Source organism: Duganella sp. P38 (assembly GCF_050859475.1).
In the GTDB taxonomy this organism is placed as follows: Bacteria; Pseudomonadota; Gammaproteobacteria; order Burkholderiales; family Burkholderiaceae_D; genus Rugamonas.
Genome location: NZ_CP193936.1, coordinates 3,451,771 through 3,476,609 on the forward strand (window position 1 = coordinate 3,451,771; position 24,839 = coordinate 3,476,609).

The following is a 24,839-nucleotide window of genomic DNA, read 5'->3' on the forward strand; positions in this document are numbered from 1 at the left end:
AAGCCATTGTTACAAGTCTATGACGACAACAACCTGCCGCCTACTCGGGGAACATGCGCAGCGCCGAGATCTGCCCTTCCTGATTAATCTGGCAGGTGACGATCAGGACGTCCCCGGCGAAAATGAAGCGGTAGCGATAACTGGACGCACCCGCCTCATCCTTGTGCGACAGCAGTTCGGACGATTTCAGTTCGCCCAGCTCCTTGAGTCCGGTGCTGAATCTTGCCACCGTGGCCGGTTCGAAGACCTTGGCGACGGCCGGCGTCAGGCCGGCCGGCTGCTTGTTGGCGATCAGGCTGGCAATCGCGGTGCGCAGCCTGGCGGCGACTGCCGGACTGGTGTCGGGGATCGCCTTGGCCGGCGCGACCGCCAGCGCCGGCATGAAGTGGCCGGCGACCATGTCGGCAAACTTGCCCGGCCTGGCGCTGGCCGAGTTGGCCAGTACGATCACGGTGAACTTGTCGTCGACATAGCGGCTGATCTGCGACTTGAAGCCCTGCCATGAGCCGCCGTGCGACAGCAGGCGATGGCCATTGCGCTCGTCGATCTCCCAGCCATAGCCGTAGCCGGAAGCGCGGCCGTTGGCGAGTTTGGGCGGCGTCCAGCTGGCCGCGCGGATGCGTGCGTTGAGGATGGCGTCGCCATACAGTGCCCGATCCCACTTGGCCAGGTCGCGCGCGGTCAGATACAGGCTGCCGTCGGCGGTGGTGTTCAGTTTGGGCGCCACCCAGCTCTGGTTGCGCAGCGCGCCGTCCTTCCATTCATAGCCGGCGGCGCGGTGCGGCACGATGTCCGCCTCGCTGATGATCCGGGTTCCCATGCCGAGCGGCGCGAAGATGCGTTCTTGCAACTGGTCCGCGTAAAATTTGCCGCCAGCCTTGTTGCAGATAAAGCCGAGCAAGTGATAGCCCATATTGCTGTACGAGAAACGCTCGCCGGGCGCGAACAGCACCGGAATCCGGGCTTCCAGCGCGATCAGTTCTTCGTCCTCGTAATCCTTGCGGAAATCCAGCACCGTGTACGGGTCACCCAGGCCGGATGTGTGCGTCAACAGGTGGCGGATGGTGATGCCGGCCCACTCCGGCGGCGTGTTGGCCAGATGGCGCGAGATCGGGTCATCCAGACTCAGCTTGCCGTCTTCGGCCAGCAGCATCACCAGCGCGGCGGTGAAGGTCTTGCCTACCGAGCCAGACTGGAAAACGGTCTTCTCGTCGACCGGCACATTGTGCTCGACATTGGCGTAGCCATAGCCTTTTTCCTTGATTACCTTGCCATCGCGGATGACCAGCACGCTCACGCCGGGCACGTGGCGCCGCGCCATTTCCCGCGCGATCTTATCGTCCAGTTCATCGGCATGCGCGTGCGCCGAGGACAGTACAGCGGTAATAGCCAATAGTGGTAAAAGACGCATAAAGTATCCTTATGGAGAATGAATATGACGCGACGCGCGCAAAGCCAGTGGCACCGCCATGAGTGGCAAGCCGGCATGGATGACGATCAGCCACCACAGGCTGTTGGTCAACGCATACGCGGCCGTAAAAATGAATGCTGAAATGATCGAGCCGATCAGCCGCTTCGGCCCATCGTAGCCATGCGCCAGGCCATAGGCGATGGCGGAGAACGCGATGGCCGCCGCCAGGCCGGTATGCGGCGCAAGCCACAGCAGAATGAAGCCCCTGTAAAACAATCTCCCAGCCGGCCGTCATGAGCGAGATGCTGACGATGAACGCAAGCGCCTCGGGGCCGGTACGCGGCCAGGGGAACGACGATGCCAGCAGCTTGCGCTCGGCCTCAACACGCTTCTCCGGCGCAGACCGGCGCTCCATGATGCGGTTCGCAGCCAGCAAAATGGCAAACAGCGCGACAGCAAAGCCCATGCCCCACGCGCCCGCGTTCGACAGGGGAAGGTCGAACCCCAGGTCGCGCGCACCGTAACCAGCCTGCCATGAGCCGGCGGCCAGCAGCGCCAGCATCACCACCGTTTTCCAGATCATCGTCCAATAGCGGCGCATGAGGGCGCGTGGCGGACCATCCGCCTTCGGGCGCAGGCTGCGCCACATATTCTGCGCCGGCAAAACCAATAGCAGGTAGGCTGCGAGCAGGCTATTGAGCATGCGCACTCGCGTTCGGGTACGCCAGCCGTGCTGGCAGGGTCAGTTGCCAGCGTGTTCCATTCCCGGCAGCCGACTGGCATTCCAGCGTGGCATCGATTTTACGGGCGCGCTCGCGCATGCCTGTCAGGCCCCAGTGCCCTTCCCGCCCGCCTTCGGCCAGGACAGCGGCTGGAATGCCGTGGCCGTTGTCGCTTACGGTCAGCTGGAACTCGCGCGCACCGTAGCGGACCTCGACCTGTATGTGCGTCGCTTGCGCATGCTGGAATGCATTCGCCAGCGCCTCCTTGCCGATGGCGCGGATTTCTTCCCCGACGACCGGGTGCAGGCGCCGCCGCTCGCCATGCAGCACCGGGGTAAACCCACACGGGCCATGCTGGGCCAGCTGCGCGCCGAAGGCACTCAGCCGGTCGAACAATTCGCCGGCGCTGTCGGCCTGGCGCAACCCCTGCACATGGTCGCGGCCCTCCTGTATCGCCAGCTCGGCGCGCTCCAGCGCGCTTTCGATGTCGGCCTTTTCCTGCGGCGACGTGAGGCGGCGCGCCGCGTTGCCGATGATGAGCATCATGGCCTGAACCGACTGCAACAAACTGTCGTGCAACTCGCGTGCGATGCGTTCGCGCTCATCGAGCCGCTCCTCGAACTTCATGCGTACCTGTTTCGCCACGTGATACAGGCGCAGGCGATGGACGCCCCAGATGAACAGCAGCACGATGAGCAGCAAGGCGCCCTTGAACCACCACGTCTGCACGATGGTCGGCTTGATCGAGAATGTCAGAACAGCAGCGGTGTCGTTCCACACGCCGTCATTATTCGACGCCTGCACCTCGAAGCGGTAGGTGCCGGCGCCCAGTTCGGTATAAAAGGCCGAGCGCTGGTTGACCGCTTCCTGCGCGTACTCGTCCACGCCATGCAGCCGATAGCGGAAACGCATGCGTTCCGGCATGGTCAAACTCAGTGCCGTGTAGTCGAGGCGTACACGGGTGGTGCCCGCCGGCAGCGTTATCCCGGGTTCCGCCGCGTACGTCACATCGTTGGCCGTCAACCCGTTGATGACCACGGTTGGTTTGGCCTTGTTCAGTACCGTGCGAGCCGGGTCGATCCAGAACACGCCGGACGTGGTGGACAGCCATATCCTGCCGCGCGCGAAAACCATCGAGCTTGGCCCGCCCGACTGCGCCGCCACGCCCCGCAAGCCGTCCTGGTGGTTCAGCACTTCAAAGCTGACCTTGTAAGCGGGATTTTTCAGCAGCTCTTTTTGCTGTTGCGACGAAATTCGGAAGACGCCGGCGCCGCTATTCAGCCATAAATCACCGTCGGCCGAGCGCGCAATGCCGGTGGTGCCAAGAAACTGCTGGCCACCGATGCCCTGCACTTTATAAAAGCGCCGGCCATCGCCGAACATCACGCCATTGTTGCCGCCTACCCAGAGCGTTGGCCCGTCCGCATAAAACTGGCTGATCGCGCCAAGCTGGACGCCATCCTTCTCATCGTAGGTCAGCAACTGGTCGCCGCGCAGCGAAAAGATCAGATTCTTGCGGGTGCCAAACCACAGCACGCCGTTCGGTGCACTACAGATGCTGGTATAGCCCGTCTTCGGCAAGTCCTTGCGGCCGCCGTCGCGGCTCCACTCGCCGTCCTTGTAGCGATACAGATTGGCGCGGAAGATCGCCCAGATGCCGCCGTCCGCATCGGCGCCCAGGCCCGGCCCGGGGATGGCGCCGCCTTTCGGCAAGTCGGCAGGCGGCGCGATAACGGTGCGCGTAAAGCCCTGCGCGGTCCTTTCGATGCGGCTCAGCGCATCAAAGCTATGCGTCCAGTAGCGGCCTTGTGCGTCGACGAAGTCCGCCACGGTGAAGTTGGTCGGCGTGGGCGCCGTCTTGTCGTAAATGACAGGCGGCGCGTCCGGGCTGTCGAACACCTGCTTGTCGCTCCACACCTCGCCATTCTTGCCGACCGCCAGCGGCAGCGCCTGGCCTTGCGACGGCATGGCCGGATAGGCGGCCAGCTTGTTCTCGCGGAAGCGGTCCAGCCCGCCATTGGTGCCGACCCAGATGTTGCCCTCCCTGTCGACCAGGATCGCCGTGCCGGTTTCGCCGCTCAGCCCCTGCTGGAAACTGAGCCGCTGCGATGCCGCCGCGGGATTGAGCATCTCAACGCCGTCCGGCCGCAGGTTCCACAGCCGCCCGGCATGATCGACGGCCATCTGGCCGGTCGGGCCGGGCGATGGGCGCCAGTCCTTGGGGGCCGCGCCGCCCCGAGGCGGCTGCAACAGGCGCACTCCGCCGACGCCGTGGTCATTGGCCGCCACGCTGCCGTCCGGTTGCAGCAGCAGGCCGCCCCAGCCCAGCTTATCTGCCACCAGCCTGAATGGCGCGGCGCCGCTTGCGCTGTGGTAGATGCTGTCCGGGCTGCGCAGCCAGAAGCCGCCGCGCTGGTCGACCAGCATCTGAATTACCGCCAGTTGGCTGCCGAGGTCCACCGGCACGGGCCGGAAGGTGTCGTCCTTCAGGGCGTACAGTCCGCGCGCGGTGGCGGCCCACAGCTGACCTTTGGCGTCCCTGGCGAAATCCCAGGTGGTGCCGTTCAGCGCATCCTTGTGCGCCGGATAGTGTTTGACAATGCGGCCCTGGCGGACCAGCGTGGCGCCGCCGTAGCGGTATCCTACCCACACATCGTCTCCCAATGCGCGGACGCTGCTGATGTCGGTGTACAGCAGTTGCTCGCCGCCGGCGCCCGGGAACGCTTCAAACCGCACGCCGTCAAATCGATACAGACCAATGGAGGACGCAACCCACAGCCAGCCGTCGGCCGACTGCGCCAGCGATGTCACATACGACGGCGCGCCATCGCTGGGCAGCCAGCGGGTGTGGTGCAGCGAAATCCTTGGCGCCTCGGCAGCGGCCCCGGCGCAAGTCATCATGAAGAACAGGCAGTGCGCGAACAGGCGAAGGAGTTTGCGGGGCATGGAACGCGGAGCGGGTTAAAATCAACATCTTACCAGATAGGCAACACTATAAATGCATCAACCAGTTGAATTACCGCAATTAAAGAGCCGCCAGCTGCTGCTGAGGGAGATGATGGACGATGACGCCGCCGCCCTGCTGGAGATCTATGGCGATCCGCGCGTCATGCACTATACCGACGAGCCGCCATTCCCCGATCTGGCCACCGTCAGCGTGATGCTGGCCAGCGTACGCAGGCTGCGGAACAGCGGCGAATCGCTGGAATGGGCCATCGTCTTGCGCGGCACGGATGAGTTGATCGGCACGTGCGGGCTGCATGCCTTCGATGGCGCGCGGGCCGAGATTGGTTGCTTGTTGAAACAGGCGGCGTGGGGCAAGGGCTACATGGCCGAGGCCATCAACTTGCTGACGCAACACGCAGCGCACACGCTGCAATTGACGGAGCTGCTGGCCGACGTCGCGCCCGCCAACAAGCGGGCGCAAGGTCTGTTCCGGAAACTCGGCTATCTGGCGGACGATAACAAGCTTCTGCGTCACGTTTTACGCTGAAGCCCTGTTGCGGCAAACGCGGCAAGCAATGGCCGGCGCCAGCCGATGCGGCCGGCTATCGGCAGCGGGCATACATATAGGAGGCGCGCGGCTCGGGGCTGAGGTTGGGCAGGACGGTATGACGCTCCAGGCGCCCCTCGCGCAGGAAGCCGGATTTTTCCAGTGTGCGGGCCGAGGCCTGGTTTTCCGTGTCGCATGTAGCCTGCACGCGGAAGTATTCCGGCAGCGCCAGCGCCATGTCGCTGAAGGCGATGATCGCTTCGGGCATCAGGCCTTCGCCCCAGCGGCTGCGCTGGAGAACATAGCCGATGTCGATTGTGTGCGCCTGCAGACGCGCGTCCAGCATGCCGACCGGAACGTCGTCATTATCGTGCGGCACCAGCAGATAAGGGCGGCTGCGGCCTGCCGACCAGCCCTGTATGCAGTAGTCGATAAAAGCCGCCGTCTGCGACAGCAGGGTTTGCGGCCGCCACGTCATGTAACGGGCGACCACGCTATCCTGCGTGTAGGCGGCGAACAGATGTGGCGCGTCGCCGGGACGTGGCGCGCGCAGCGTCAGGCGCGGCGTGCGCAATTGGTCTGGGAGCGATGAAGTCATGCCGCGAGTGTAACGGATTGCCGCGCGCGGCAGCAAATCAGGCGGCGTAGCGGAAGCCGGCGTCCGATGGCGACGGCAAGCAGGCGCGCGCCGGCAGCGGCTGGATGTGCGCCGAGTCCAGCTTGAACGAGCCGACCAGCTGCGCCAGTTCGCGCGCCTGCGCCTGCATGGCGGCGGCCGCAGCGGCGGCTTCCTCCACCAGCGCGGCGTTCTGCTGGGTGACGTCGTCCATGTCGCCTATCGCCGTGTTGACCTGCTGGATACCATGCTCCTGCTCGCTGCTGGCGGCACTGATCGCGCCGATAATCGCCGTTACCTTGCCCACGCTTTCGACAATCTCCGTCATCGTCGCACCGGCCGTCTCGGCCAGCTCGGCGCCACTGGCCATGCGTTCGGCCGAATCGTTGATCAGCTTCTTGATCTCCTTGGCCGCCTCGGCCGAGCGATGCGCCAGATTGCGCACCTCGCCGGCGACCACCGCAAAGCCGCGCCCCTGTTCGCCGGCGCGCGCCGCCTCGACCGCCGCATTCAGCGCCAGGATATTGGTCTGAAACGCGATGCCGTCGATCACGCTGGTGATATCGACGATCTTGTGCGCATAGTCGTTGATGCTGGCCATGGTGCGCACCACTTCCGACACCACCGCACCACCCTTGCCCGCCACCGCGGACGCCGACAGCGCCAGCTGATTGGCTTCGCGGGCATTGCCGCTGTTCTGCTTGACCGCCGAGGTCAGCTCCTCCATCGCCGACGCCGTTTCCTCCAGCGCGCCTGCCTGGTGTTCGGTGCGGCGCGACAGATCCATATTGCCGTTGGCAATCTCGCGCGAAGCCGAATCGATGGCCACCGCGCCATCGCGCACGCGGCCGACGGTATCGGCCAGCCGCGCGGTCATGTGGCTGAGGGCATCGAACAGTTTGCCGATCTCGTCGCTGCGGCCATGCGAGATCACCGCGCGCAACTCGCCGCCGGCCACCTGTTCAGCCAGCGCCACCGCCTGCGTCAGCGGATGGACGATGCTGCGTGTCAGCATCCACGCCAGCAGCGCACCGAGCGCCAGCGTCGCCACGCCGAGGCCGAGCAGCAGCGCGCGGCTGCCGGCATACTGGCTGTCCGACTCGGCGGCCAGCGCCCTGGCCTGCTGCGTCTGATATGCCAGCAGCTTCGCCAGCGCCCCCGAGTATGCCGAGAACACGCCCTGCCACTTGTTATCGAGCAGATCGCCGGACTCCTGGATGCGGCCGGTATCCTTGTACTTGAACAGCTCGCCGCGCAGCGCCATGAACGCCGCCTTCCTGGCCGCCACCGCGCGCAGCAGTTCAGCTTCCTCGCCGGACGCCGGCAACGCCGCCAGCTTGCGCTCCATCCCGGCCGCGAGCTTGTCGCCGGCGGCCAGCTGGGCCTGGAAGATATCCGACACCTCCAGGCTGTCGCTGCGGCCGATCGAAATCGCCCGCAATCCGTTGAGTTCAGTCACGCCCAGCAGCTCGGACGTCAGCTGCTGCCGCGACAGCTTTTCGTTGACCAGGTTGGACGCCGTGTCGTTCGCCGTTTGCAGCCGCCACAGCGATACGGCGGACATGCAAGCCATCGCCAGTAACAACGCTGCAAACGATGCGACCACGCGCATACCGGTATTTAGCTGAGGGAATTTCATAGCCGTTCCATGAGAAAAAATGCGCCCTGCGCGCGAATTCTCTCCAATGTACACAGCAAATATGACACGGATATTACCCCATGGAAATACATGGGTAAAATAATCCAATATTTCCTCTAAAACAATAATGTAATCAGGATGTAACAATTTCTGCGTAGTATGGAGGACTCCGTGTTGATAAAGGTTCCCGGCCGTGGAGTTCAATGCCTCTCGTTTGCATCTGCCCCGTTTTCGTCTGTCGATTGCCGCCGACCTGTGCGTAGAAACCGTCTCGGTGCTGTCCGACACCACCAACTTCGCCGTGCTGGAACTGTTCACCGAGCGCCGCGATTTAATGAGCCTGCCCGTGATCGAGATGGGCCGCCCGATCGGTCTGATCAGCCGCAACATCTTCATGTCGCAGATGTCCAAGCCCTTCTATCATGAGCTGTACGGCAAGAAGAGCTGCATCGCCTTCATGGACAAGGAGCCGCTGATCGTCGACGCCAACATGACCATCGAGGCGCTGACCTTCCGCGCCGTGGAGTCGGGCGAGAAGGCGCTGGCCGACGGCTTTATCGTCACGCGCGACGGCACGCTGGCCGGCGTCGGCTTCGGCCTGCAACTGATGAACGTGGTGGCCAATATGCAGGCGGAAAAGAATCGCCAGATCATGCACAGCATCGACTATGCCAGCGTGATCCAGCGCTCGCTGCTGCGCCCGTCCAACCTGGCGCTGGTCGACACGCTCGACGACGCCCACCTCGAATGGCAGCCGCGCGACGTGGTCGGCGGCGACTTCTATCACTTCGCCCGCTATGACGACGGCTGGTTCGCCGCCATCGCCGACTGCACCGGCCACGGCGTGCCGGGCGCCTTCATGACCTTGATTTCCTCGTCGACGCTGGCGCAGGCCTTGCAGCAAATGGGGCCGCGCGACCCGGCCGCGCTGATCGCCGAAGTCAACCGCGGCGTCAAGGGCATGCTGGGCCAGGTCGAAGGCCACGGCCAGGCCGAGTCCAACGACGGCCTCGACGCCGCCTTCCTGTGGTTCGACAACGCCACGCGCCAGCTGCGCTTCGCCGGCGCCAAGCAGGCGCTGTTCCAGCTCGACCCGGACCAGCAGGCGGTGCAAACGGTTGACGGCGAGCGCATGGGCATCGGCTATGTCGACACGCCGATGGACTATGCGTGGACCAACAAGAACCTTCACATCCCCGAAGGCAGCCTGCTGTTTTTAAGCACCGACGGCCTGATCGACCAGATCGGCGGCGCCAAGGACATCGCCTACGGCAAGCGCCGCATGCGCGACGTGCTGCTGGCCCGACGCACCGAATGCGCGCGTCACGTGGCGCAGGCGATGCTGGATGATTACCAGGCGTGGCAAGGCGAGCAGCCGCGCCGCGACGACCTGACCTTTTTCTGCTTACGTCCCTAAGAGGAACACGACTTGTTGTACCAAGAATTCAACGATTTTTATGAAGTGGCCCGCAAGCGCCACATCATCTTTTTCTACGTCGGCTATTTTTCCCAGCCCGTGGTGGCAGCCATTTCGGAAACCATCAAGGCGCGGCTGGACACGGCCGGCGCCGGCGGCCCCACGCGGCGGCGCATCTTTTCCTCGTTTGTCGAGATGTCGCAGAACATCATGCACTACTCGTCCGACACGCTGACGCCCGACAACGCCACCGACAAGCAGATGCGCCGCGGCTCGTTCTGCATCGGCATGAAGGGCGAGAGTTTCTTCCTGCTGTGCGCCAATCCGGTCGACAGCCTGAACGTGGAGCGCATCCGCAGCCGCCTCGATCCGCTGCACACCATGACCATGGAAGAGATCAAGCTGGCCTACAAGAAGGCGCTGCGCGACGAGACGCCGGCCGACAGCAAGGGCGCCGGCCTCGGTTTCCTGACCATGGCGCGCGACGCCAGCGAGCCGCTGGAATTCGAGTTCGTGCCGGACGAGCACAATCCGGGCTCGACGATCTTCTGCATCAAAGCGATTATCTGAACCAATACCGAGAACTATAATGGAACCACTTTTTATCGCCGCCTCGCCCACCTCGCCGGAAATCGACTTTCGCTTCGACCAGCACACGCTGTCGATCAAGGGCGAATCCTATCCGGAGAACGCCGCCGCCTTCTACGGCCCGATCATCGCGCGCGTGCAGGCCTACCTGGACGACAGCAAGGGCGCCGAAATCACCGTGCACGTGTCGCTGGCCTACTTCAACAGCTCCAGCACCAAGATGCTGTTCACCTTTTCGAGGCGCTCAACAACGCCGCCATGGCCGGCAGCCAGGTGCGACTGAACTGGTATCACGACGAGGACGACGACACCATCCTTGAATTCGGCCAGGAATTGCAGGACGATTTCGGCGCGCTCGATTTCCACGACCACGCAGTGAGCAACTGATGACGCCCAAGGCCGACGCCGACCTGTTTGCGCTGGAAAGCGCCGCTCTGGCCAACGCCAGGGCGGCCCACGCCGATCCGCACGCGGACGCCCGCGCGGCCCTGGCCGAAATGATCGTTCACTACGAACGCCTGATGCGCGAAAGCCGCCGCCTGATCCGCCGCAGCGACCGCGCGGAATTCGACATGAACCAGATGAACCGCCAGTTGCAGGAATTGGCGCAGCAGCTGGAATACCGCGCCACCCACGATCCGCTGAGCGGCGCCTTGAACCGCGCGGCCGTCATCGACAAGGCCACCGCCTGCCTGGACGGCGCCGACATGGCGCTGATCGTGCTCGATATCGACCACTTCAAGTGGATCAACGACGACTTCGGCCACCCGGCCGGCGACACCGTCATCAAGACCGTGGTGAGCTGCCTGCGCAAGCTGCTCGGCCCCGATGTCGCCGTCGGCCGCGTCGGCGGCGAGGAATTCTCGGTAATCTGGCCGACCTCGGACGCCGACGAGGCGCGCGAGGTGGCCATGCATATTTGCGACGCCATCGCCGACCAGGTGTTCGGCGCGCCGATCGACCGCCAGGTGACGGCCAGCGTCGGCGTCAGCTGGAACGCGCGCGGCACCAGCTTCGAGCTGGCCTACAGCCGCGCCGACGAAGCGCTGTACGCGGCCAAGCGCGCCGGCCGCAACTGCGTCAAGGTCCACTCGCAGCTGCCGTTGCCGGTCACGCCAGCGCCTTCAGACGCGTCAACTCCCTGCCATTAGCCGTGCAGACGGCGCGGAACGCCGCGCTGATGCGGGCGTCGCCGGCGGCGGCATGCCAGAACGCGATGGCCGCATCGACCGCCGCCAGCCAGTCCTCCCGCTCCGCCGGCAAGGGCAGCGCCGGCGCGAACGCGCGCTGCGGCAATTCGACGCCGCGCGCCGGCGCGTACAGCATCGGCAGCATGTCGTAGGCCGGCGCCAGCGCCAGCGGCGCCTCGCCCACCGCGCCGGGAACGAAGGCCAGGTTGCCCTCGTGCATATCGGTGTTGGCGATCAGCCGGCCGAAATGCCACAACCGGTTGATGGCCGCGTGGGTATCGGCGCCGATGTAGCGCCCGGCCCACAGGCGCGCCGCCGCCCGGCTCCAGTTTTCGCCGGCCATGCCGAACAGGGCAGCGTCCAGCGCCGCCCAGCTGCACACCGCCGAGCGGCCGAACTCGCCGTGCCGGTCGAAGCGCTCCACCTCCAGAAAAGTGCGGTGATCGGCGCGCACGATGCGGCTGCGCGCGGCCGCCAGCCCCAGGCCGGCGCCGATGGCTTGCAGCGCCAGATGCTCGCACACCAGCAGGTCGGCCCAGCGCTGCACGCCCGGCGTGCCGTCATTGCCGGAGAATTTGACGATGACGTGGGCGCGCTGGCCCGCCTGGTCGCGGAAGGCGGTAAATTTGGGAAACTCGCCGCCGGCCGAGGAACCGGCGTCGCCGGCCTGCATGGCAGCCGCCGCCAGCTGCGGATACTTCGCCGGCGCCACCGCCACATGGCCCTGCTGCATGGTGTCCAGGTGGCGGCGGTACGCGGCCTCGCCGACGATGTAGTTGCCGGCGCTGTCGGCGCCGAGGTTGGACAATACGTAGAGGACATCGTCCTCCGGCCATTTTTGCGGATCGGGCCCGACTTGCAGCAGGCTGGCGTAGTTGCGGGCGAAGTTACGCCCGAGGAAGCCCTGCGGCCGCATGTCGTCCAGCGGATACGGCAGGCCGGGGAACCAGCCGTCCTGCATCTCGGGCGCCAGCGGCCATTCCAGCGGCTGCTCGTAGCGCAGCGCGCAGCCGGCCGGGTAGATCGGGTCCATGGTGGCGATCTGCACGCCGCGTCCCTCGCGGTCGATGCGATACACGGGCAGCGGTGCGCTGCTGCCGCGCAGCGGACGGCGGGCGGCGTAGCTGGTACGGCGGGCGGCGCCGCGCACCACCACCTGATCGCCCAGCGCGCGCACCATGCGCATCATGGTGGCGCGGCTGAGCGTCGGGCGGCTTTTTTGCAGCCGTAGCAGCAGGTCGGCGCCGGACATCACGCGGGCCAGCCGGAGTAGATGCAATATATCGGTCATATGAAACGTTTTATGAAACGATTCTAATGGCGTAAATATAGCATATTCAACGACTTATGCCCATTTTGCGCAGAGAAATGAAACGATTACCTAACGGGTGTGAGCAATGCTTTGCCGTCGAAATGCGCACGCAGGTTGTCCACCACCAGCTGGCCCATGGCGTGGCGCGTCTCCACCGTCAGGCTGCCGACGTGCGGCGTCAGCACCACGTTGTCCAGCGCGCGTAACGCGGCCGGTACGCGCGGCTCATCGGCAAACACGTCCAGCGCGGCGAAGCCCAGCGTGCCTGCGCCCAGCGCGGCGATCAGCGCCTCCTCGTCCACCAGCGAACCACGGGCGATATTGACCAGCGTGCCTTGCGGACCCAGCGCTTCCAGCACCTCGGCGTTGACCGTGTGGTGCGTGGCCGGACTGCCCGGCGCCGCCACCACCAGGTAATCGCTGGCCCGCGCCAGCGCCAGCAGCGACTCGGCGCGCGGCGCGGGCACGCCGTCGATCGCGCGTGGCTGGAAGTAGTGCACCTGCATGCCGAACGCCTCTGCGCGCGCGCCGATCGCCTGGCCGATGCGGCCGTAGCCATAAATGCCGCACACCTTGCCGCGCAGCGCGCGCGTGCTGGCAATCGGTTTGCCGGCTTCCCAGCTGCCGGCGCGCACATAGGCGTCCAGCGCCGGCAGCCGGCGCGCGGCCGACAGCAGCAGCGTCAACGCCAGGTCGGCCACGTCGTCGGTCAGCACGCCGGGCGTGTTGGTCACCTGGACGCCGCGCGCACGCGTCGCATCCAGGTCCACCGCGTCGGTGCCGATGCCGTTGACGGCGACAATTTCCACCTTGGGCAGTTGCGCCAGCAGGCCGGCCTTCATGCCGATTATGCCGGTGGTCAGTACGCCGCGCACCTCGGGCGCCACGCCGGCCAGCCACGCCGCCTGCTGCTCGCGCGGCTGCTGCCACCAATGGCGGCAATCGAAATGCTGTTCCAGCTGCGCCATCACATCGGCCGAGGGACTGGCCGCCATCACTAATACTACAGGTTTCATATCAATACCTACGTTGGTTGGCATGTGGCGATTGTACAAGCACCAACGATTTCCTGTTGCGCGTCGTAGACTTTCGGTCAGCATTTCCGTATGCTTGAACGGTCAACCTCAGGAGCGCGTCCTGATTTGAAAGCTCTCGCCCCCACCCTATCCTTCCTGGCAGCCGTGCGGCAACGGCTGGGTGCGGCCGTGCTGGCGACGACGGCCTGGCTGCTGGCCTGCGGCGCCGTCCACGCCGGTCCGGAGCGCTGGGATCAACTGTCAACGCCACTGTTCGAGCACCTCGGGCTGGAGCAAGGCCTGCCGCATCCTGTCGGCATGGCGCTGGCGCAGGACGGCGACGGCTATATCTGGATCGGCACGCAAAGCGGCCTGGCGCGCTGGGACGGCTACCGCGTGCGCAGCTTCCATCACGACGCCGGCGATCCGTCCAGCGTGCCCGGCGACTTCGTGCAGGTGCTGCATGTCGATGTCGCCGGCCGCCTGTGGATCGGCACCGCCGCCGCCGGCCTCGCCCTGTACGACAAGCAGAGTGAAAGCTTTGTGCGGCCGCTGGACGAGCTGACGCGCGGCCTGGTCAGCGCCATCGCCAGCGACAGCAAGGGCAACCTGTGGATCGGCACGGCCAACGGCCTGAAATACTACGACACGGTCAACCGCAGCATCCGCCGCTACAGCCACGAAGACACGCCCGGCCTGCCGGACAACCAGATCCGCTCGCTGCTGCTGGACCGCAACGGCACGCTGTGGATCGGTTCCAGTACCGGCCTGTCGCGCATGAACGCGGGCGGCGCCATCGTCGGCGTGCCGATCCGCGCCGAGAACGGCCCCGGCTGGAGCGACGCCGTGCTGGCGCTGGCAGAAAACAGCCGTGGCCAGATCGCTTTCGGCACGCTCAAAAGCGGCCTCGGCATCGTCGAGCCGGGCGCTGACAGCGGCCGCATTGCCGTGCTCAAGGGCGTCAAGGAGGCCGACGCCCACATGGTGCTGGCCGTGATCGAAACCGTGCCCGGCGTCTGGTGGGCCAGCACCTACGGCGGCGGCGTGATCGAATACCGCAGCGAACCCAATCGCGCCACCCGCATCCTCCACCAGCCTGCCGTGTCCTTCAGTCTCAGCAACGACCGCACCGCCGCCCTGCTGCGCGACCGCAGCGGCATGATCTGGCTCGCCACCGAGCGCGGCGTCGATATCCACGACCCGCTCAGCAAGGCCATCGACGCCGTGTTCGGCGCCGTCGGCGCGCTGGAAGCCGGCGTCTCGGCGCTGATGACCGACAGCCGCGGCAACGTCTGGATCGGCCTGGCCGACCAGGGCGTCGACATCGTCGCGCCCAACGGCGCGCGGCGCATGGCGCTGCGGCCCGACGCGCGTCGCCCGGAAACCGCGCTGCCCAACCGCGTGATCCTGGCGCTGGCCGAGGCGGCTCCCGGCGAAGCCTGGATCGGCACCCAGCTCGGCCTGTACCGCACCAGCGGCAACGGCAGCGCCGTCAAGCGCATCGCGCTACCGCAGGGCAATCCGTATCCGCGCATCGGCACCATTCTCGTCCACAAGGGCGAGCTGTGGCTGGGCACCTTCGAGGGGCTGCTGCGCTACAACCCGGCCAGCAACGCGGTCACGGCCTACGTGCAGGGACCGCAGGAAAGCGGCAGCCTCAGCGACAACCGCATCCACGCCGTGGTGGCCGATGCCGACGGCGCGCTGTGGGTCGCCACGCGCGACGGCCTCAACCGGCTTAATCCGGACAGCGGCAAGATCGAGCAAATCCGCGCCAGGCCGGGCCAGCCGGACGCGCTGTCGGAGGCGGTCATCAGCTCGCTGGTGGTGGACCGCGGCGGACGGCTGTGGGTCGGCACCTATGGCGGCGGCATCTGCGTCATGACCGGGCGCGACGCGCTGGGCGAACCGGTGTTCGAGCGCGTCGGCACGGCCGCCGGCCTCACCGCCGGCACCATCATGGCGCTGCAATCGGACGCGCTGGGCCGGGTCTGGGCCGCCACCTCGGACAGCATTGCCGTGATCGACACGGTGACGCTGCGCGCGCGCTCGCTCAGCCGCGGCGACGGCCTGCCGTTCCGCACCTTCTTCATCGGCGCCAGCACCGTCACGGCCGAGCGCGACCTGGTGTTCGGCGCCACCTCCGGCATGGCGGTGCTGTATCCGGGCCTGCTGACCGACTGGACCTACCAGCCGCAACTGGTCATCAGCGAGGTGCGCGTCGACCAGCGCGCGGTGCGGCCGGCCGCGATGGCAAGCAAGGACGGGCCGACACTGGTGCTGCAGCCGTCCAGCCAGAGCCTGGAGGTGGAACTGGCGGCGCTCGATTATTCGGCGCCGCAGCGCAACCGCTACGCCTACCTGCTGGACGGCGTCGACCAGCGCTGGATCGAGGTCGACGCCAGCCGCCGCATCGCCAGCTACACCCGGCTGCCGCCCGGCAGCTATGTGCTGCGCATGCGCGGCAGCAACCGCGACGGCATGTGGAACGCGGAGGAGCTGACGCTGCGCGTGGTGGCGCTGCCGGCCTGGCACCAGACCTGGTGGGCGTGGCTGATCTACTTTGCCATCACCTGCGCGCTGGCGTGGGCGCTGATACGCTGGCGCATGCTGCGCCTGCACCGCAAGCAGGAAGCGTTGCAGGCGGTGGTCTACGCGCGCACGCAGCACCTGGAAAAACTGCACGCCATCGTCAAGTCGATCAACGAACAGATGGACTTCGACGCGCTGCTGCACACCATCCTGCACGAATCGACCATCATCAAGGGCATCGACTCGGCGCTAGCGCTGGTGCGCGAGCAAGGCAGCGACACGTTCAGCCTGCGCGCGACCTGGGGCCGCATCGACGCCGCCGGCGACAGCTACCGCATCGACCTGCGCAACGCCGAGCTGCGCTACGCGCCGGCCAACTGCATGATCGCGCCGGATATTTTCGAGGTCTACTACCCGCACCCGCTGCCGGGCGAAGTGCGTGCGCTGCTGTCGGTGCGGGTGGTGCTCGACGGCCAGGTCGAGGGCTACTTGGTGTTTGAAAACTACCAGTACCAGGCCCGCTTCGATGCCGACGACCTGTATCTGCTGAAGGCGCTCAAGGAGCCGTTCTCCACCGCCTTCCTGAAGGCGCGCGCGATCCGCATGATCGAGCAGGCGCGCATCAACGCCGAGGCCGCCACCCGCGCCAAGAGCGAATTCCTGGCCAATATCAGCCACGAGATCCGCACGCCGATGAACGCCATCCTCGGCTTCGCCGGACTGGGCACCCACCTGGACCTGGCGCCGCAGCCGATGGACTACTTCCGCAAGATCAGCCGCGCCGGCCAGAGCCTGCTGCAAATCATCAACGATGTGCTGGACTTTTCCAAGATCGAGTCCGGCAAGCTGGAGCTGGAGGCGCTGCCGTTCGACCTGCTCGACACGCTGAACCAGATCGCCGACCTGTTCGCCTGGCGCGCCGCCGAGCGCGAGCTGGAACTGGTGATCGGCGCCGCCCCGGACGTGCCGTGCAACCTGCTGGGCGATCCGCTGCGGCTGGGGCAGATCCTGGTCAACCTGGTCGGCAATGCGCTCAAGTTCACCGCGCGCGGCCACATCGAGCTGCGGGTGGAGGTGGACGCGGCCAGCCCACCGGTGACGCCGGGCGGTCCGCTGCTGCTGCGCTTCACGGTCGAAGACACCGGCCTGGGCATCAGCGAGGAACAGCAGGCCCGGCTGTTCCAGGCCTTCGCCCAGGCCGACGCCAGCACCACCCGGCTGTACGGCGGCACCGGCCTCGGCCTGGCCATCTCGCAGCAGCTGGTACGCAAGATGGGCGGCGAGTTCCGCGTCGACAGCGAACCGGGCGTCGGCAGCAGCTTCAGCTTCACGGTACAGCTGCATGCGGCGCCCGAGCAGGCGCAGCGCGTGCAGCCGGTGCCAGCCGCCGCGCAGGGCAAGCGCATCCTGGTGGTGGACGACAGCGAGGCCACGCGCCACACGCTGCGCGTCCAGCTCGGCATGCTGGGCCTGAAGGTGCGCGCCGTGCCGTCGGGCGCGGCGGCGGTGGCGGCGATGCAGCTCGACAGCTATGACCTGCTGCTGATCGACGCCGCCATGCCGGACCTGGACGGCATCGACACGCTGCGCCGGATGGCCGAGGACGCCGAACTGGCGGCCGTGCCGGCGGTGCTGATGGTGACCGCCTACACGCGCGAACACAACCAGGATGTCATCGAGCAGACGCGCCACATGCCGTTCATCGACAAGCCGGCCAATCCGCAGCAGCTGCGCAGCGTGATCCTGTCGGCATGGGGACTGGAAACGGCGGCGCCGGTCAGCGTCGCCAGCGCGCCGCAGTCGGTGGCGACCCAGCGTATCCGCGGCGCGCTGGTGCTGGTGGTCGACGACAACGCCATCAACCAGCAGGTGGCCAGCGAAATCCTGCAGCGGGCCGGCGTGCGCGCCGATATCGCCTCCAGCGGCGCCGAGGCGCAGCGCATGGTCGAGGCGCGCGCCTACGACGCGGTGCTGATGGATATCCAGATGCCGGACCTGGACGGCTACCAGGCCACCGCGCTGATCCGCAAGGACCAGCGCCACGCCGGGCTGCCGATCATCGCCATGACCGCGCACGCCGTGACCGGCTACCGCGAGCGCTGCCTCGACAAGGGCATGAACGACTACGTCACCAAGCCGATCGACCCGGACACGCTGTACGCCGTGCTGGCGACCTGGGTGCAAGCCGACCCGGCGCGCGGCGCCGCGGCCGACGCGCTGGAAGCGCAAGCGGCCGCCTCCCGCGGCGCCAGCGCGGACCAGCCGGCGCCGGCGCCGCGCGCCGGCATCGACATGCAGGCCGCCATGGCGCGCCTGGGCGGCCACGACGCGCTGCTGTCCAAGCTGCTGGGCCTGTTCGCGCACGACTTCGACCCATCGCTGCAACAGATACAGGACGCCATCCACACCGGCGAGCTGGCGCGCGCGGCAGACCTGGTGCATAAAATCCGCGGCGCAGCGGGCAATATGTCGGCAAGCGCGCTGTGTGAAGCCGCCGCCGCGCTGGAAGAGCGCCTGCGCGCCGAGCCGCAGGCGCTGGCGGGGCTGCTGCGCAGCTTCGCGCAAGAGTTCGGCATTGTCATGGAAGCAGCGCGCGCCGAGAGCGCGCCCAGCAAGTAGGCGCGGGCCTCAGAAGCGCCAGCGGCCGAGCACGTTATACGGGCGCGCCTGGCCGATGTGGCTGTGCAGTAGCAGCAGCTCCCGCACCGGCCATTCGACCGGCGCCACCGCGGCAGGGGCGGCGGTCACGTCGTCATACAGCAGCGTCACGTGCGGCGTGTAACCGGCCGGGTTGCCGCGGATGCCGGCCTGCAGCAGCGCGCCGGCCAGCTCGCGGTACAGGGCGATGACGCCGCCGACGCCGTTGCCGCCGGTCAGCACCAACGGGCGGTTGCGGGCGCGGCTGATGAAGGTTTGCGCCGTGTCGAAACTGGCGGTGAACGGTTGCGTGCCGGCCGCCACCAGCGCGGCGGCCTGCGCGGCGCGCGCCAGCAAGGCGTCCGGCATGGCGGCAAAGTCGCCCAGGTTGCACAAGGTGCAATGCAGCTTGGCGCCGGCGATCGGCCTGCCGTGCATGCCGTGCTGCGCCTTCAGCGCGGCGCTCAGCGCGTGGATGGCGGCCATCGCCCCGGCGTCCGGCGCGATGGCAAAGAAGATGCGCTCCGTCAGCTTCGGCGGCGGCGCAAAGTCGAACAGCGAGGCCTGGCTCATTTGACGCGCTGCTTCTCTAGCTTGCGCGCCAGCGTGCGGCGGTGCATGCCGAGCCGGCGCGCCGCTTCGGAGATATTGAAGTCGGTTTCGGCCAGCACCGTGTGGATGTGCTCCCACTCCAGCGTCTTGACCGAGGTGGCGCGCGAGGTCAGCTCCAGCTCGGCCGCGCCGGCCACATGCTCGAACGCGGCTTCGATATCGTCGGTGTTGGACGGCTTGGCCAGGTACTGGCAGGCGCCCAGCTTGATCGCCTCCACCGCCGTGTTGATGCTGGCAAAACCGGTCAGCACCACGATCAGCATGTCCGGGTCGTGCTCGTGCAGCATCTGCACGCACGCCAGCCCGGACGAGTTGCCCTTGAGTTTCAGGTCGACCACCGCGTAGCCCGGCGCATTATCGACCAGCAGGGCGCTGGCGTCATCCACATTCTCGGCCAACAGCACCCGGTAGCCCCTGCGCTCGAACGAGCGCCCGAGGGTGCGGGCGAAGGCGGCGTCGTCCTCCACCAGCAGCAAAACTCTTTCTTCAGTCGTCATTGTTGTTCCGCTTTGATTTCGATGGCCGACAGCGGCAGCGTCAGGCGCACCATTGCCCCGCCCTTTTCCATATTGGTTGCCGTGACCTCGCCGCCGAGCGTGCGCGCCACATTCACCACCAGGAACAGCCCCAGCCCGCCGCCCGCGCGGCCCTTGCTGGAATTATAGGGCTTGCCGAATTCCGCCAGTATAGCCGGTGCGAAGCCCGGCCCGTTATCGGTCACTTCCAGCACCAGCATGCCGCCGGCAATGCTCGCTTCCAGCCGCAGCCACGAAGGCGAGGCCTCCAGCGCATTATCGAGCACATTGCAGATCATTTGCTTGAGCGTCGAATCGGACACCACTGGCAAATCCAGCGCGATGTGGTTGTCAAACTCGAACATGACGATCTGGCGGCCGATATGCCATTCCGCCACCACCTCCTCCAGGAAGGTGTTGATGGTGGTGGCGGCCGACGATTCGCCGCGCGCCTCGCCGGCCGACATCAGAATGCCGCTGACGATGGTTTTGCAGCGTTGCAGCTGCGTCTGCATCTCGGCGATTTCCTCCAGCAGCACCGGATTGCCCTTGAACTCGCGCATGCGCTTCCAGTCGCCGAGGATGACGGCCAGCGTCGCCAGCGGCGTGCCCAACTCGTGCGCCGCGCCCGAGGCCAGCAGGCCCATGCGCACGATATGCTCCTCCTCGGCCGCGCGCTGGCGCAGGTCCGACAGCGCGGCGGCGCTGCTGCGCATGTTCTGCATGATGCGCGTGATAAAGAACACCAGCAGCGCCGCGTCCAGGATGAAGCACAGCAGCATGCCCTGCACATACAGGCTGAAAATGCCCAGCGCGTGGTCCTGCGGCAGCGGCAGCGGCTCGGAAAACAGCGCCAGCCCGGCGATGCAGGCGCCGGTGACGATCACAATGGTCCAGGTCGACCAGCGCTCGAGCAGCACCGCGCCCAGGATCACGTGCAGCAGGTACAGGAAGACAAACGGGTTGGTGGCGCCGCCGGTCAGGTACAGCTGGGCCGTCAGGATGGCGATGTCCACCGTGAGCGCCAGCAGCAGCTCGCTGTTGGAGACTTCCTGGTTTTCCTGCCAGCGCAGAATGCTGGCGACGTTGAAGGCGATCAGGCAGGCCAGCATATTGAGCATGGCCGGCATCGGCAATTGCACGCCCAGCAGTATCGAGGCGGTGGCGATGGTGGTGATTTGCCCGACCACGGCGATCCAGCGCAGCTGGATCAGCTGCTGCATGTTCTTGTGCCCTGCCGCGTGGGTGATGGTGCTGGCGGAGGCGTTTGCCGACGCCAGCGGTTCGACGACCGGCAGCCGCATGCGGCCGCCGTCTTCCTGACTATGTTTTTGTTTTCGCGCATCTCGGATGACCCATACCGTCGCCCCGGCCACCATCAGGGCCAGCGCGTACCAGGTGATAGCATAAACCAAATGGTTGTTGACGAAGGAAATCACCGTCAAGCCGCCAATCGGCTGCTCACCCGCCACCGGTCCCGCGGCCAGCGCCGTCGGCGCGTCGGCGTCGACAAAGTACGGCGCCACGTGCGCCTGGCCGAGGCCGCGCGCCTGGGCGATCGCCTGCACCTCGCGCGTGTACCAGTAGTTGCGCGCCGGCTCGTTCTTGCGCAGACGGCCGGCAAGCTCGGTCATGCGCAGCAGGCCGCTGAAGCGCACCGCCGGTCCCTGCGCGCCGGCACAGGCATCGGCCGCAGCCGGCGCCGGCGCCGGCTGCGGTTTCCAGCCGCTGACGCCGGCCGGTATGAAGCCGCGGTTGATCATCACGATGCCGCCGTCTGGCGTGCACAGCGGCGTGACCACCCAGTAGCCGATGCCGCGTTCCAGCGACGCCAGCACTTGCGTGGTGGCGCCGTCCAGCAGCACGCCGCCCAGCTCGACACGGCGGTAGTCGTCGTTCTCCGCGTTCAGCCGCGGCCATTGCGCCATCGTCGGCGCCGGCCCCGGCGCGCCGTGCACGCGCTGGTCGACGCGCTCGATCAGCGCCAGTTTCCATTGCAGCCTGCTGACTTGCCACGTTCCTAAAGCAAAAAACCCCGCGAACATCACCCCGGCCGCGAGGGCCAGGATGACGCGCAGGGCGCGGGAACGTTGGCGCTTAGTTGCGCCGTCCGTCATTGCATGTCTTGCATGTTATGAACATCGTTGCCCATCGACGGCATCATGTTCTTGTTCATGTGGTACATGACCCAGATCGAACCGGCCAGCACGATGACCAGCAGCACGACGGTAAACACGGTCGACAGCATCGACCAGCCGCCTTCGACCTTGTTGTTCATGTGCAGGAAGTAGACCATGTGGACCACCACCTGCACCGCCGCGAAGGCCAGCACCACCAGCGCGGTGGTGCTCGACTTGTCGAACACCTTGGCCATCACCAGCCAGAACGGAATCGCGGTCAGGATCACCGACAGGATGAAGCCGATGGCGTAATCCTTCAGGCTGCCGTGGTTGCCATCATCGTCATGGCCGTGGTGGTCGTGGTGGTCGTGCTCAGAGTGGTTGTGTGGTGCGCTCATGGCAGAACTCCCATCAGGTAGACAAAGGTAAAGACGCCGATCCAGATCACGTCCAGGAAGTGCCAGAACATCGACAGGCAGGCCATGCGGCGCTTGTTCTCGACGGTCAGGCCGTGCTTCTTCAGCTGGAACACCAGCGTCACCAGCCAGATGGTGCCGAAGGTCACGTGCAGGCCGTGGGTGCCGACCAGCGCGAAGAACGCGCTCAGGAAGGCGCTGCGCTGCGGGCCGGCGCCTTCGTGGATCAGGTGCAGGAACTCGTACATTTCCAGGTACAGGAAGGCCAGGCCGAACACGCCGGTGACCAGCAGCCAGCCGATGGTGGCGTTCAGGTTCTTGCGCTGGGTGGCGATCATGGCGAAGCCATAGGTGATCGACGACAGCAGCAGGAAGCCGGTGTTGATGGCCACCAGCGACAGGTCGAACAGCTCGGCGCCGGACGGGCCGCCGGCGTAGCTGCGGCCCAGCACCGCGTAGGTGGCGAACAGGCCGGCGAACAGCAGGCAGTCGCTCATCAGGTAGATCCAGAAGCCCAGCAGCGTGCCGTTCTCCGGATGGTGGTCACGCACGTAGTAACGCGCGCTTGGGTCTGCGCTCAGGGCGCCGTTTGCGTTAATTTCAGACATGGCTTTCCAGGAAACGAGTATGCGCGTCTTCGGTACGGGTCACTTCATCGGCTTTGATGTAGTAGTCGCGCTTGTAGTTAAAGGTGTGAACGATGATGGCGCCAACCATGACCGCGAAGGCCAGCGCTGCCGGAATCCACATCTGCCATACCATGGCGAAGCCGAACGCGAACGACAGGGCCGAGATCACGAAGCCAGCGCCGGTGTTTTTCGGCATGTGGATGTCGACGAAGCCTTTCAGCGGACGCTGATAATGGTTGGCCTTCATGTCCGCCCAGCTGTCGCTGTCGTGCACCACCGGGGTGAACGCGAAGTTGTAGTCTGGCGGCGGCGACGAGGTGGCCCACTCCAGCGTGCGGCCTTCCCATGGATCGCCGGTGACGTCGCGCAGCTTGGCGCGGTCCTTCCAGCTCAGGAAGATCTGCAGGATGAAGGCGCCGATACCGCCGGCGATGATCACCGCGCCGATGGCGGCGATGACGAAGTAGATCTGCAGCGACGGATCATCGAAGTGGTTCATGCGGCGGGTGACGCCCATGAAGCCCATGATGTACAGCGGCGTGAAGGCGACCCAGAAGCCGACCAGCCAGCACCAGAACGACACCTTGCCCCAGAACTCGTTGAGCTTGAAGCCGAAGGCTTTCGGGAACCAGTAGTTGATGCCGGCGAACAGGCCGAACACCACGCCGCCGATAATCACGTTGTGGAAGTGGGCGATCAGGAACAGCGAGTTGTGCAGCACGAAGTCGGCTGGAGGCACGGCCAGCATCACGCCGGTCATGCCGCCGATGACGAAGGTCAGCATGAAGCCCACGGTCCACATCATCGGCACGGTGAAGCGGATGCGGCCCTTGTACATGGTGAACAGCCAGTTGAAGATCTTGGCGCCGGTCGGGATCGAGATGATCATCGTGGTGATGCCGAAGAACGAGTTGACGCTGGCGCCCGAACCCATGGTGAAGAAGTGGTGCAGCCATACCAGGTAGGACAGCACGGTAATCACGACGGTCGCATACACCATCGAGGTGTAGCCGAACAGGCGCTTGCCCGAGAAGGTCGAGACGATTTCCGAGAACACGCCGAACACCGGCAGGATCAGGATGTACACCTCAGGGTGGCCCCAGATCCAGATCAGGTTGACGTACAGCATCGGGTTGCCGCCGAGCTCGGTGGTGAAGAAGTTGAAGCCGGCGATACGGTCCAGCGACAGCAGCGCCAGGGTGATGGTCAGGATCGGGAAGGTGGCGACGATCAGCGCGTTGGTGCACAGCGCGGTCCAGGTGAACACCGGCATCTTCATCATCGACATGCCCGGCGCGCGCATCTTGACGATGGTGGCGATCAGGTTGACACCGGATAGTGTGGTACCGACCCCGGCCACCTGCAATGACCAGATGTAGTAGTCGACGCCGACATCGGGCGAGGCCTCGATGCCCGACAGCGGCGGGAACGCCAGCCAGCCGGTCTTGCCGAATTCGCCGACGAACAGCGACACCATGGTCAGCATGGCGCCAAACGTGGTCATCCAGAACGAGAAGTTGTTCAGGAACGGGAACGAGACGTCACGCGCGCCGATTTGCAGCGGCACCACGTAGTTCATCAGGCCGGTCACCAGCGGCATCGCCACGAAGAAGATCATGATCGTGCCGTGGGCGGTGAACACCTGGTCGTAGTGGTGCGGCGGCAGGAAGCCCGGATTGTCGCCGAAGGCGATGGCTTGCTGCGCGCGCATCATCAGCGCGTCGGCGAAGCCGCGCAGCAGCATGACGATGCCCAGCACCATGTACATGATGCCGATTTTCTTGTGGTCGATGGAGGTGATCCAGTCGCGCCACAGCGGGCCCCACAGGCGGAATTTAAACATGGCGGCCAGCAGCGCGAGGCCGCCGATCGCCACCATGGCGAAAGTACCGATCAGGATGGGCTCGTGCAGCGGAATTGCTTCCAGCGACAGCCGTCCGAAGATCAGATTGGTCAGGTTCAGATCAGACATGG

18 protein-coding genes and 2 pseudogenes are annotated in these 24,839 nt (G+C 65.9%); 6 read left to right on the plus strand and 14 right to left on the minus strand.

The genetic code is table 11. The features are described from left to right. Positions 1 to 40: 40 nt before the first annotated feature. Genes ACRQ5J_RS16050 through ACRQ5J_RS16060 form a run of 3 tightly spaced genes read right to left on the minus strand, consistent with a single transcriptional unit; the run spans position 41 to position 5,079 of the window. Complete coding sequence (locus ACRQ5J_RS16050; RefSeq protein ID WP_432377958.1) at positions 41 to 1,411, minus strand: serine hydrolase domain-containing protein; 1,371 nt, start codon at positions 1,409 to 1,411, stop codon at positions 41 to 43. After that, on the minus strand, positions 1,347 to 2,114 hold the full coding sequence (locus ACRQ5J_RS16055) for a hypothetical protein (protein ID WP_432377959.1): 768 nt from the start codon (positions 2,112 to 2,114) through the stop codon (positions 1,347 to 1,349). Before ACRQ5J_RS16055 ends, ACRQ5J_RS16050 begins: the two co-directional genes overlap by 65 nt. Next, positions 2,104 to 5,079 carry a sensor histidine kinase gene (locus ACRQ5J_RS16060; RefSeq protein ID WP_432377961.1) on the minus strand — a complete coding sequence of 992 codons (2,976 nt, stop codon included), beginning with the start codon at positions 5,077 to 5,079 and terminating at the stop codon, positions 2,104 to 2,106. The genes ACRQ5J_RS16055 and ACRQ5J_RS16060 overlap by 11 nt, the downstream gene beginning before the upstream one ends. Positions 5,080 to 5,131: 52 nt before the next feature. Here ACRQ5J_RS16060 and ACRQ5J_RS16065 point away from each other — a divergent pair, with 52 nt between their 5' ends. Beyond that, entirely contained in the window at positions 5,132 to 5,626 is a 495-nt protein-coding gene (locus tag ACRQ5J_RS16065; RefSeq protein WP_432377963.1) for a GNAT family N-acetyltransferase, read from the plus strand. A 55-nt stretch (positions 5,627 to 5,681) separates the two neighbouring features. Here ACRQ5J_RS16065 and ACRQ5J_RS16070 read toward each other — a convergent pair whose 3' ends face one another. Both ACRQ5J_RS16070 and ACRQ5J_RS16075 read right to left on the minus strand, forming a co-directional pair. Further along, entirely contained in the window at positions 5,682 to 6,224 is a 543-nt protein-coding gene (locus ACRQ5J_RS16070) for a GNAT family N-acetyltransferase (RefSeq protein ID WP_432377964.1), read from the minus strand. A 37-nt stretch (positions 6,225 to 6,261) separates the two neighbouring features. After that, positions 6,262 to 7,881, minus strand: a complete 1,620-nt coding sequence (locus ACRQ5J_RS16075; protein ID WP_432377966.1) for a methyl-accepting chemotaxis protein — start codon at positions 7,879 to 7,881, stop codon at positions 6,262 to 6,264. A gap of 214 nt (positions 7,882 to 8,095) precedes the next feature. On the opposite strand from ACRQ5J_RS16075, the gene ACRQ5J_RS16080 reads away from it, so the two are divergent. The 4 genes and pseudogenes from ACRQ5J_RS16080 to ACRQ5J_RS16095 all read left to right on the plus strand — a co-directional run bounded on the left by ACRQ5J_RS16080 (position 8,096) and on the right by ACRQ5J_RS16095 (position 11,037). Further along, on the plus strand, positions 8,096 to 9,298 hold the full coding sequence (locus tag ACRQ5J_RS16080; protein ID WP_432377968.1) for a SpoIIE family protein phosphatase: 1,203 nt from the start codon (positions 8,096 to 8,098) through the stop codon (positions 9,296 to 9,298). Between the two features lie 12 nt (positions 9,299 to 9,310). After that, on the plus strand, positions 9,311 to 9,868 hold the full coding sequence (locus ACRQ5J_RS16085; protein WP_432377969.1) for a SiaB family protein kinase: 558 nt from the start codon (positions 9,311 to 9,313) through the stop codon (positions 9,866 to 9,868). Positions 9,869 to 9,887: 19 nt separating this feature from the next. Continuing rightward, positions 9,888 to 10,273: pseudogene (locus tag ACRQ5J_RS16090) on the plus strand (DUF1987 domain-containing protein). Next, on the plus strand, positions 10,273 to 11,037 hold the full coding sequence (locus tag ACRQ5J_RS16095; RefSeq protein WP_432377971.1) for a GGDEF domain-containing protein: 765 nt from the start codon (positions 10,273 to 10,275) through the stop codon (positions 11,035 to 11,037). The pseudogene ACRQ5J_RS16090 and the gene ACRQ5J_RS16095 overlap by 1 nt, the downstream one beginning before the upstream one ends. On the opposite strand, the gene yjjJ is transcribed toward ACRQ5J_RS16095, so the two are convergent. After that, positions 10,997 to 12,367, minus strand: coding sequence for a type II toxin-antitoxin system HipA family toxin YjjJ (gene yjjJ, locus ACRQ5J_RS16100; protein WP_432377973.1), 1,371 nt, complete (start codon positions 12,365 to 12,367; stop codon positions 10,997 to 10,999). The two genes, ACRQ5J_RS16095 and yjjJ, sit on opposite strands and share 41 nt — an antisense overlap. An 86-nt stretch (positions 12,368 to 12,453) precedes the next feature. Further along, positions 12,454 to 13,404 (minus strand): 2-hydroxyacid dehydrogenase, encoded by a 951-nt coding sequence (locus ACRQ5J_RS16105; protein WP_432377974.1) that lies wholly within the window; start codon positions 13,402 to 13,404, stop codon positions 12,454 to 12,456. Positions 13,405 to 13,530: 126 nt separating this feature from the next. On the opposite strand from ACRQ5J_RS16105, the gene ACRQ5J_RS16110 reads away from it, so the two are divergent. Beyond that, positions 13,531 to 18,555, plus strand: coding sequence for a response regulator (locus tag ACRQ5J_RS16110; protein ID WP_432377976.1), 5,025 nt, complete (start codon positions 13,531 to 13,533; stop codon positions 18,553 to 18,555). A gap of 9 nt (positions 18,556 to 18,564) precedes the next feature. Here the strand turns inward: ACRQ5J_RS16110 and ACRQ5J_RS16115 are convergent, their stop codons facing one another. The 7 genes and pseudogenes from ACRQ5J_RS16115 to cyoB form a co-directional block, all read right to left on the minus strand. Further along, positions 18,565 to 19,146, minus strand: a complete 582-nt coding sequence (locus tag ACRQ5J_RS16115) for a 2'-5' RNA ligase family protein (RefSeq protein ID WP_432377978.1) — start codon at positions 19,144 to 19,146, stop codon at positions 18,565 to 18,567. Beyond that, on the minus strand, positions 19,143 to 19,682 hold the full coding sequence (locus tag ACRQ5J_RS16120; RefSeq protein ID WP_432377979.1) for a response regulator transcription factor: 540 nt from the start codon (positions 19,680 to 19,682) through the stop codon (positions 19,143 to 19,145). Before ACRQ5J_RS16120 ends, ACRQ5J_RS16115 begins: the two co-directional genes overlap by 4 nt. Beyond that, the gene (locus ACRQ5J_RS16125) at positions 19,679 to 21,004 is read right to left on the minus strand and encodes an ATP-binding protein (RefSeq protein WP_432383668.1); all 1,326 of its coding nucleotides are present in this window, start codon (positions 21,002 to 21,004) and stop codon (positions 19,679 to 19,681) included. Before ACRQ5J_RS16125 ends, ACRQ5J_RS16120 begins: the two co-directional genes overlap by 4 nt. An 87-nt stretch (positions 21,005 to 21,091) precedes the next feature. Continuing rightward, positions 21,092 to 21,817: pseudogene (locus ACRQ5J_RS16130) on the minus strand (SURF1 family protein); the annotation flags it as partial. Next, complete coding sequence (gene cyoD, locus ACRQ5J_RS16135; RefSeq protein ID WP_432377981.1) at positions 21,814 to 22,218, minus strand: cytochrome o ubiquinol oxidase subunit IV; 405 nt, start codon at positions 22,216 to 22,218, stop codon at positions 21,814 to 21,816. The pseudogene ACRQ5J_RS16130 and the gene cyoD, both read right to left, overlap by 4 nt. Then, positions 22,215 to 22,844: a cytochrome o ubiquinol oxidase subunit III gene (cyoC, locus tag ACRQ5J_RS16140; protein ID WP_432377983.1), complete on the minus strand. Its 630-nt coding sequence runs from the start codon at positions 22,842 to 22,844 to the stop codon at positions 22,215 to 22,217. Before cyoC ends, cyoD begins: the two co-directional genes overlap by 4 nt. Beyond that, entirely contained in the window at positions 22,837 to 24,837 is a 2,001-nt protein-coding gene (gene cyoB / locus ACRQ5J_RS16145; protein ID WP_432377985.1) for a cytochrome o ubiquinol oxidase subunit I, read from the minus strand. Before cyoB ends, cyoC begins: the two co-directional genes overlap by 8 nt. Between the last annotated feature and the right edge of the window lie 2 nt (positions 24,838 to 24,839).

Excerpts from the sequence above, each read along its gene's own strand:
- ACRQ5J_RS16070 (WP_432377964.1), bottom strand. The coding sequence starts at position 6,224 with ATGACTTCATCGCTCCCAGACCAATTGCGCACGCCGCGCCTGACGCTG.
- ACRQ5J_RS16065 (WP_432377963.1), top strand. The coding sequence starts at position 5,132 with ATGCATCAACCAGTTGAATTACCGCAATTAAAGAGCCGCCAGCTGCTG.
- ACRQ5J_RS16055 (WP_432377959.1), bottom strand. The coding sequence starts at position 2,114 with ATGCTCAATAGCCTGCTCGCAGCCTACCTGCTATTGGTTTTGCCGGCG.
- cyoD (WP_432377981.1), bottom strand. The coding sequence starts at position 22,218 with ATGAGCGCACCACACAACCACTCTGAGCACGACCACCACGACCACCAC.
- ACRQ5J_RS16125 (WP_432383668.1), bottom strand. The coding sequence starts at position 21,004 with ATGCGGCTGCCGGTCGTCGAACCGCTGGCGTCGGCAAACGCCTCCGCC.
- cyoC (WP_432377983.1), bottom strand. The coding sequence starts at position 22,844 with ATGTCTGAAATTAACGCAAACGGCGCCCTGAGCGCAGACCCAAGCGCG.
- yjjJ (WP_432377973.1), bottom strand. The coding sequence starts at position 12,367 with ATGACCGATATATTGCATCTACTCCGGCTGGCCCGCGTGATGTCCGGC.
- ACRQ5J_RS16075 (WP_432377966.1), bottom strand. The coding sequence starts at position 7,881 with ATGAAATTCCCTCAGCTAAATACCGGTATGCGCGTGGTCGCATCGTTT.
- ACRQ5J_RS16060 (WP_432377961.1), bottom strand. The coding sequence starts at position 5,079 with ATGCCCCGCAAACTCCTTCGCCTGTTCGCGCACTGCCTGTTCTTCATG.
- ACRQ5J_RS16120 (WP_432377979.1), bottom strand. The coding sequence starts at position 19,682 with ATGACGACTGAAGAAAGAGTTTTGCTGCTGGTGGAGGACGACGCCGCC.
- ACRQ5J_RS16105 (WP_432377974.1), bottom strand. The coding sequence starts at position 13,404 with ATGAAACCTGTAGTATTAGTGATGGCGGCCAGTCCCTCGGCCGATGTG.
- ACRQ5J_RS16050 (WP_432377958.1), bottom strand. The coding sequence starts at position 1,411 with ATGCGTCTTTTACCACTATTGGCTATTACCGCTGTACTGTCCTCGGCG.
- cyoB (WP_432377985.1), bottom strand. The coding sequence starts at position 24,837 with ATGTCTGATCTGAACCTGACCAATCTGATCTTCGGACGGCTGTCGCTG.
- ACRQ5J_RS16115 (WP_432377978.1), bottom strand. The coding sequence starts at position 19,146 with ATGAGCCAGGCCTCGCTGTTCGACTTTGCGCCGCCGCCGAAGCTGACG.
- ACRQ5J_RS16095 (WP_432377971.1), top strand. The coding sequence starts at position 10,273 with ATGACGCCCAAGGCCGACGCCGACCTGTTTGCGCTGGAAAGCGCCGCT.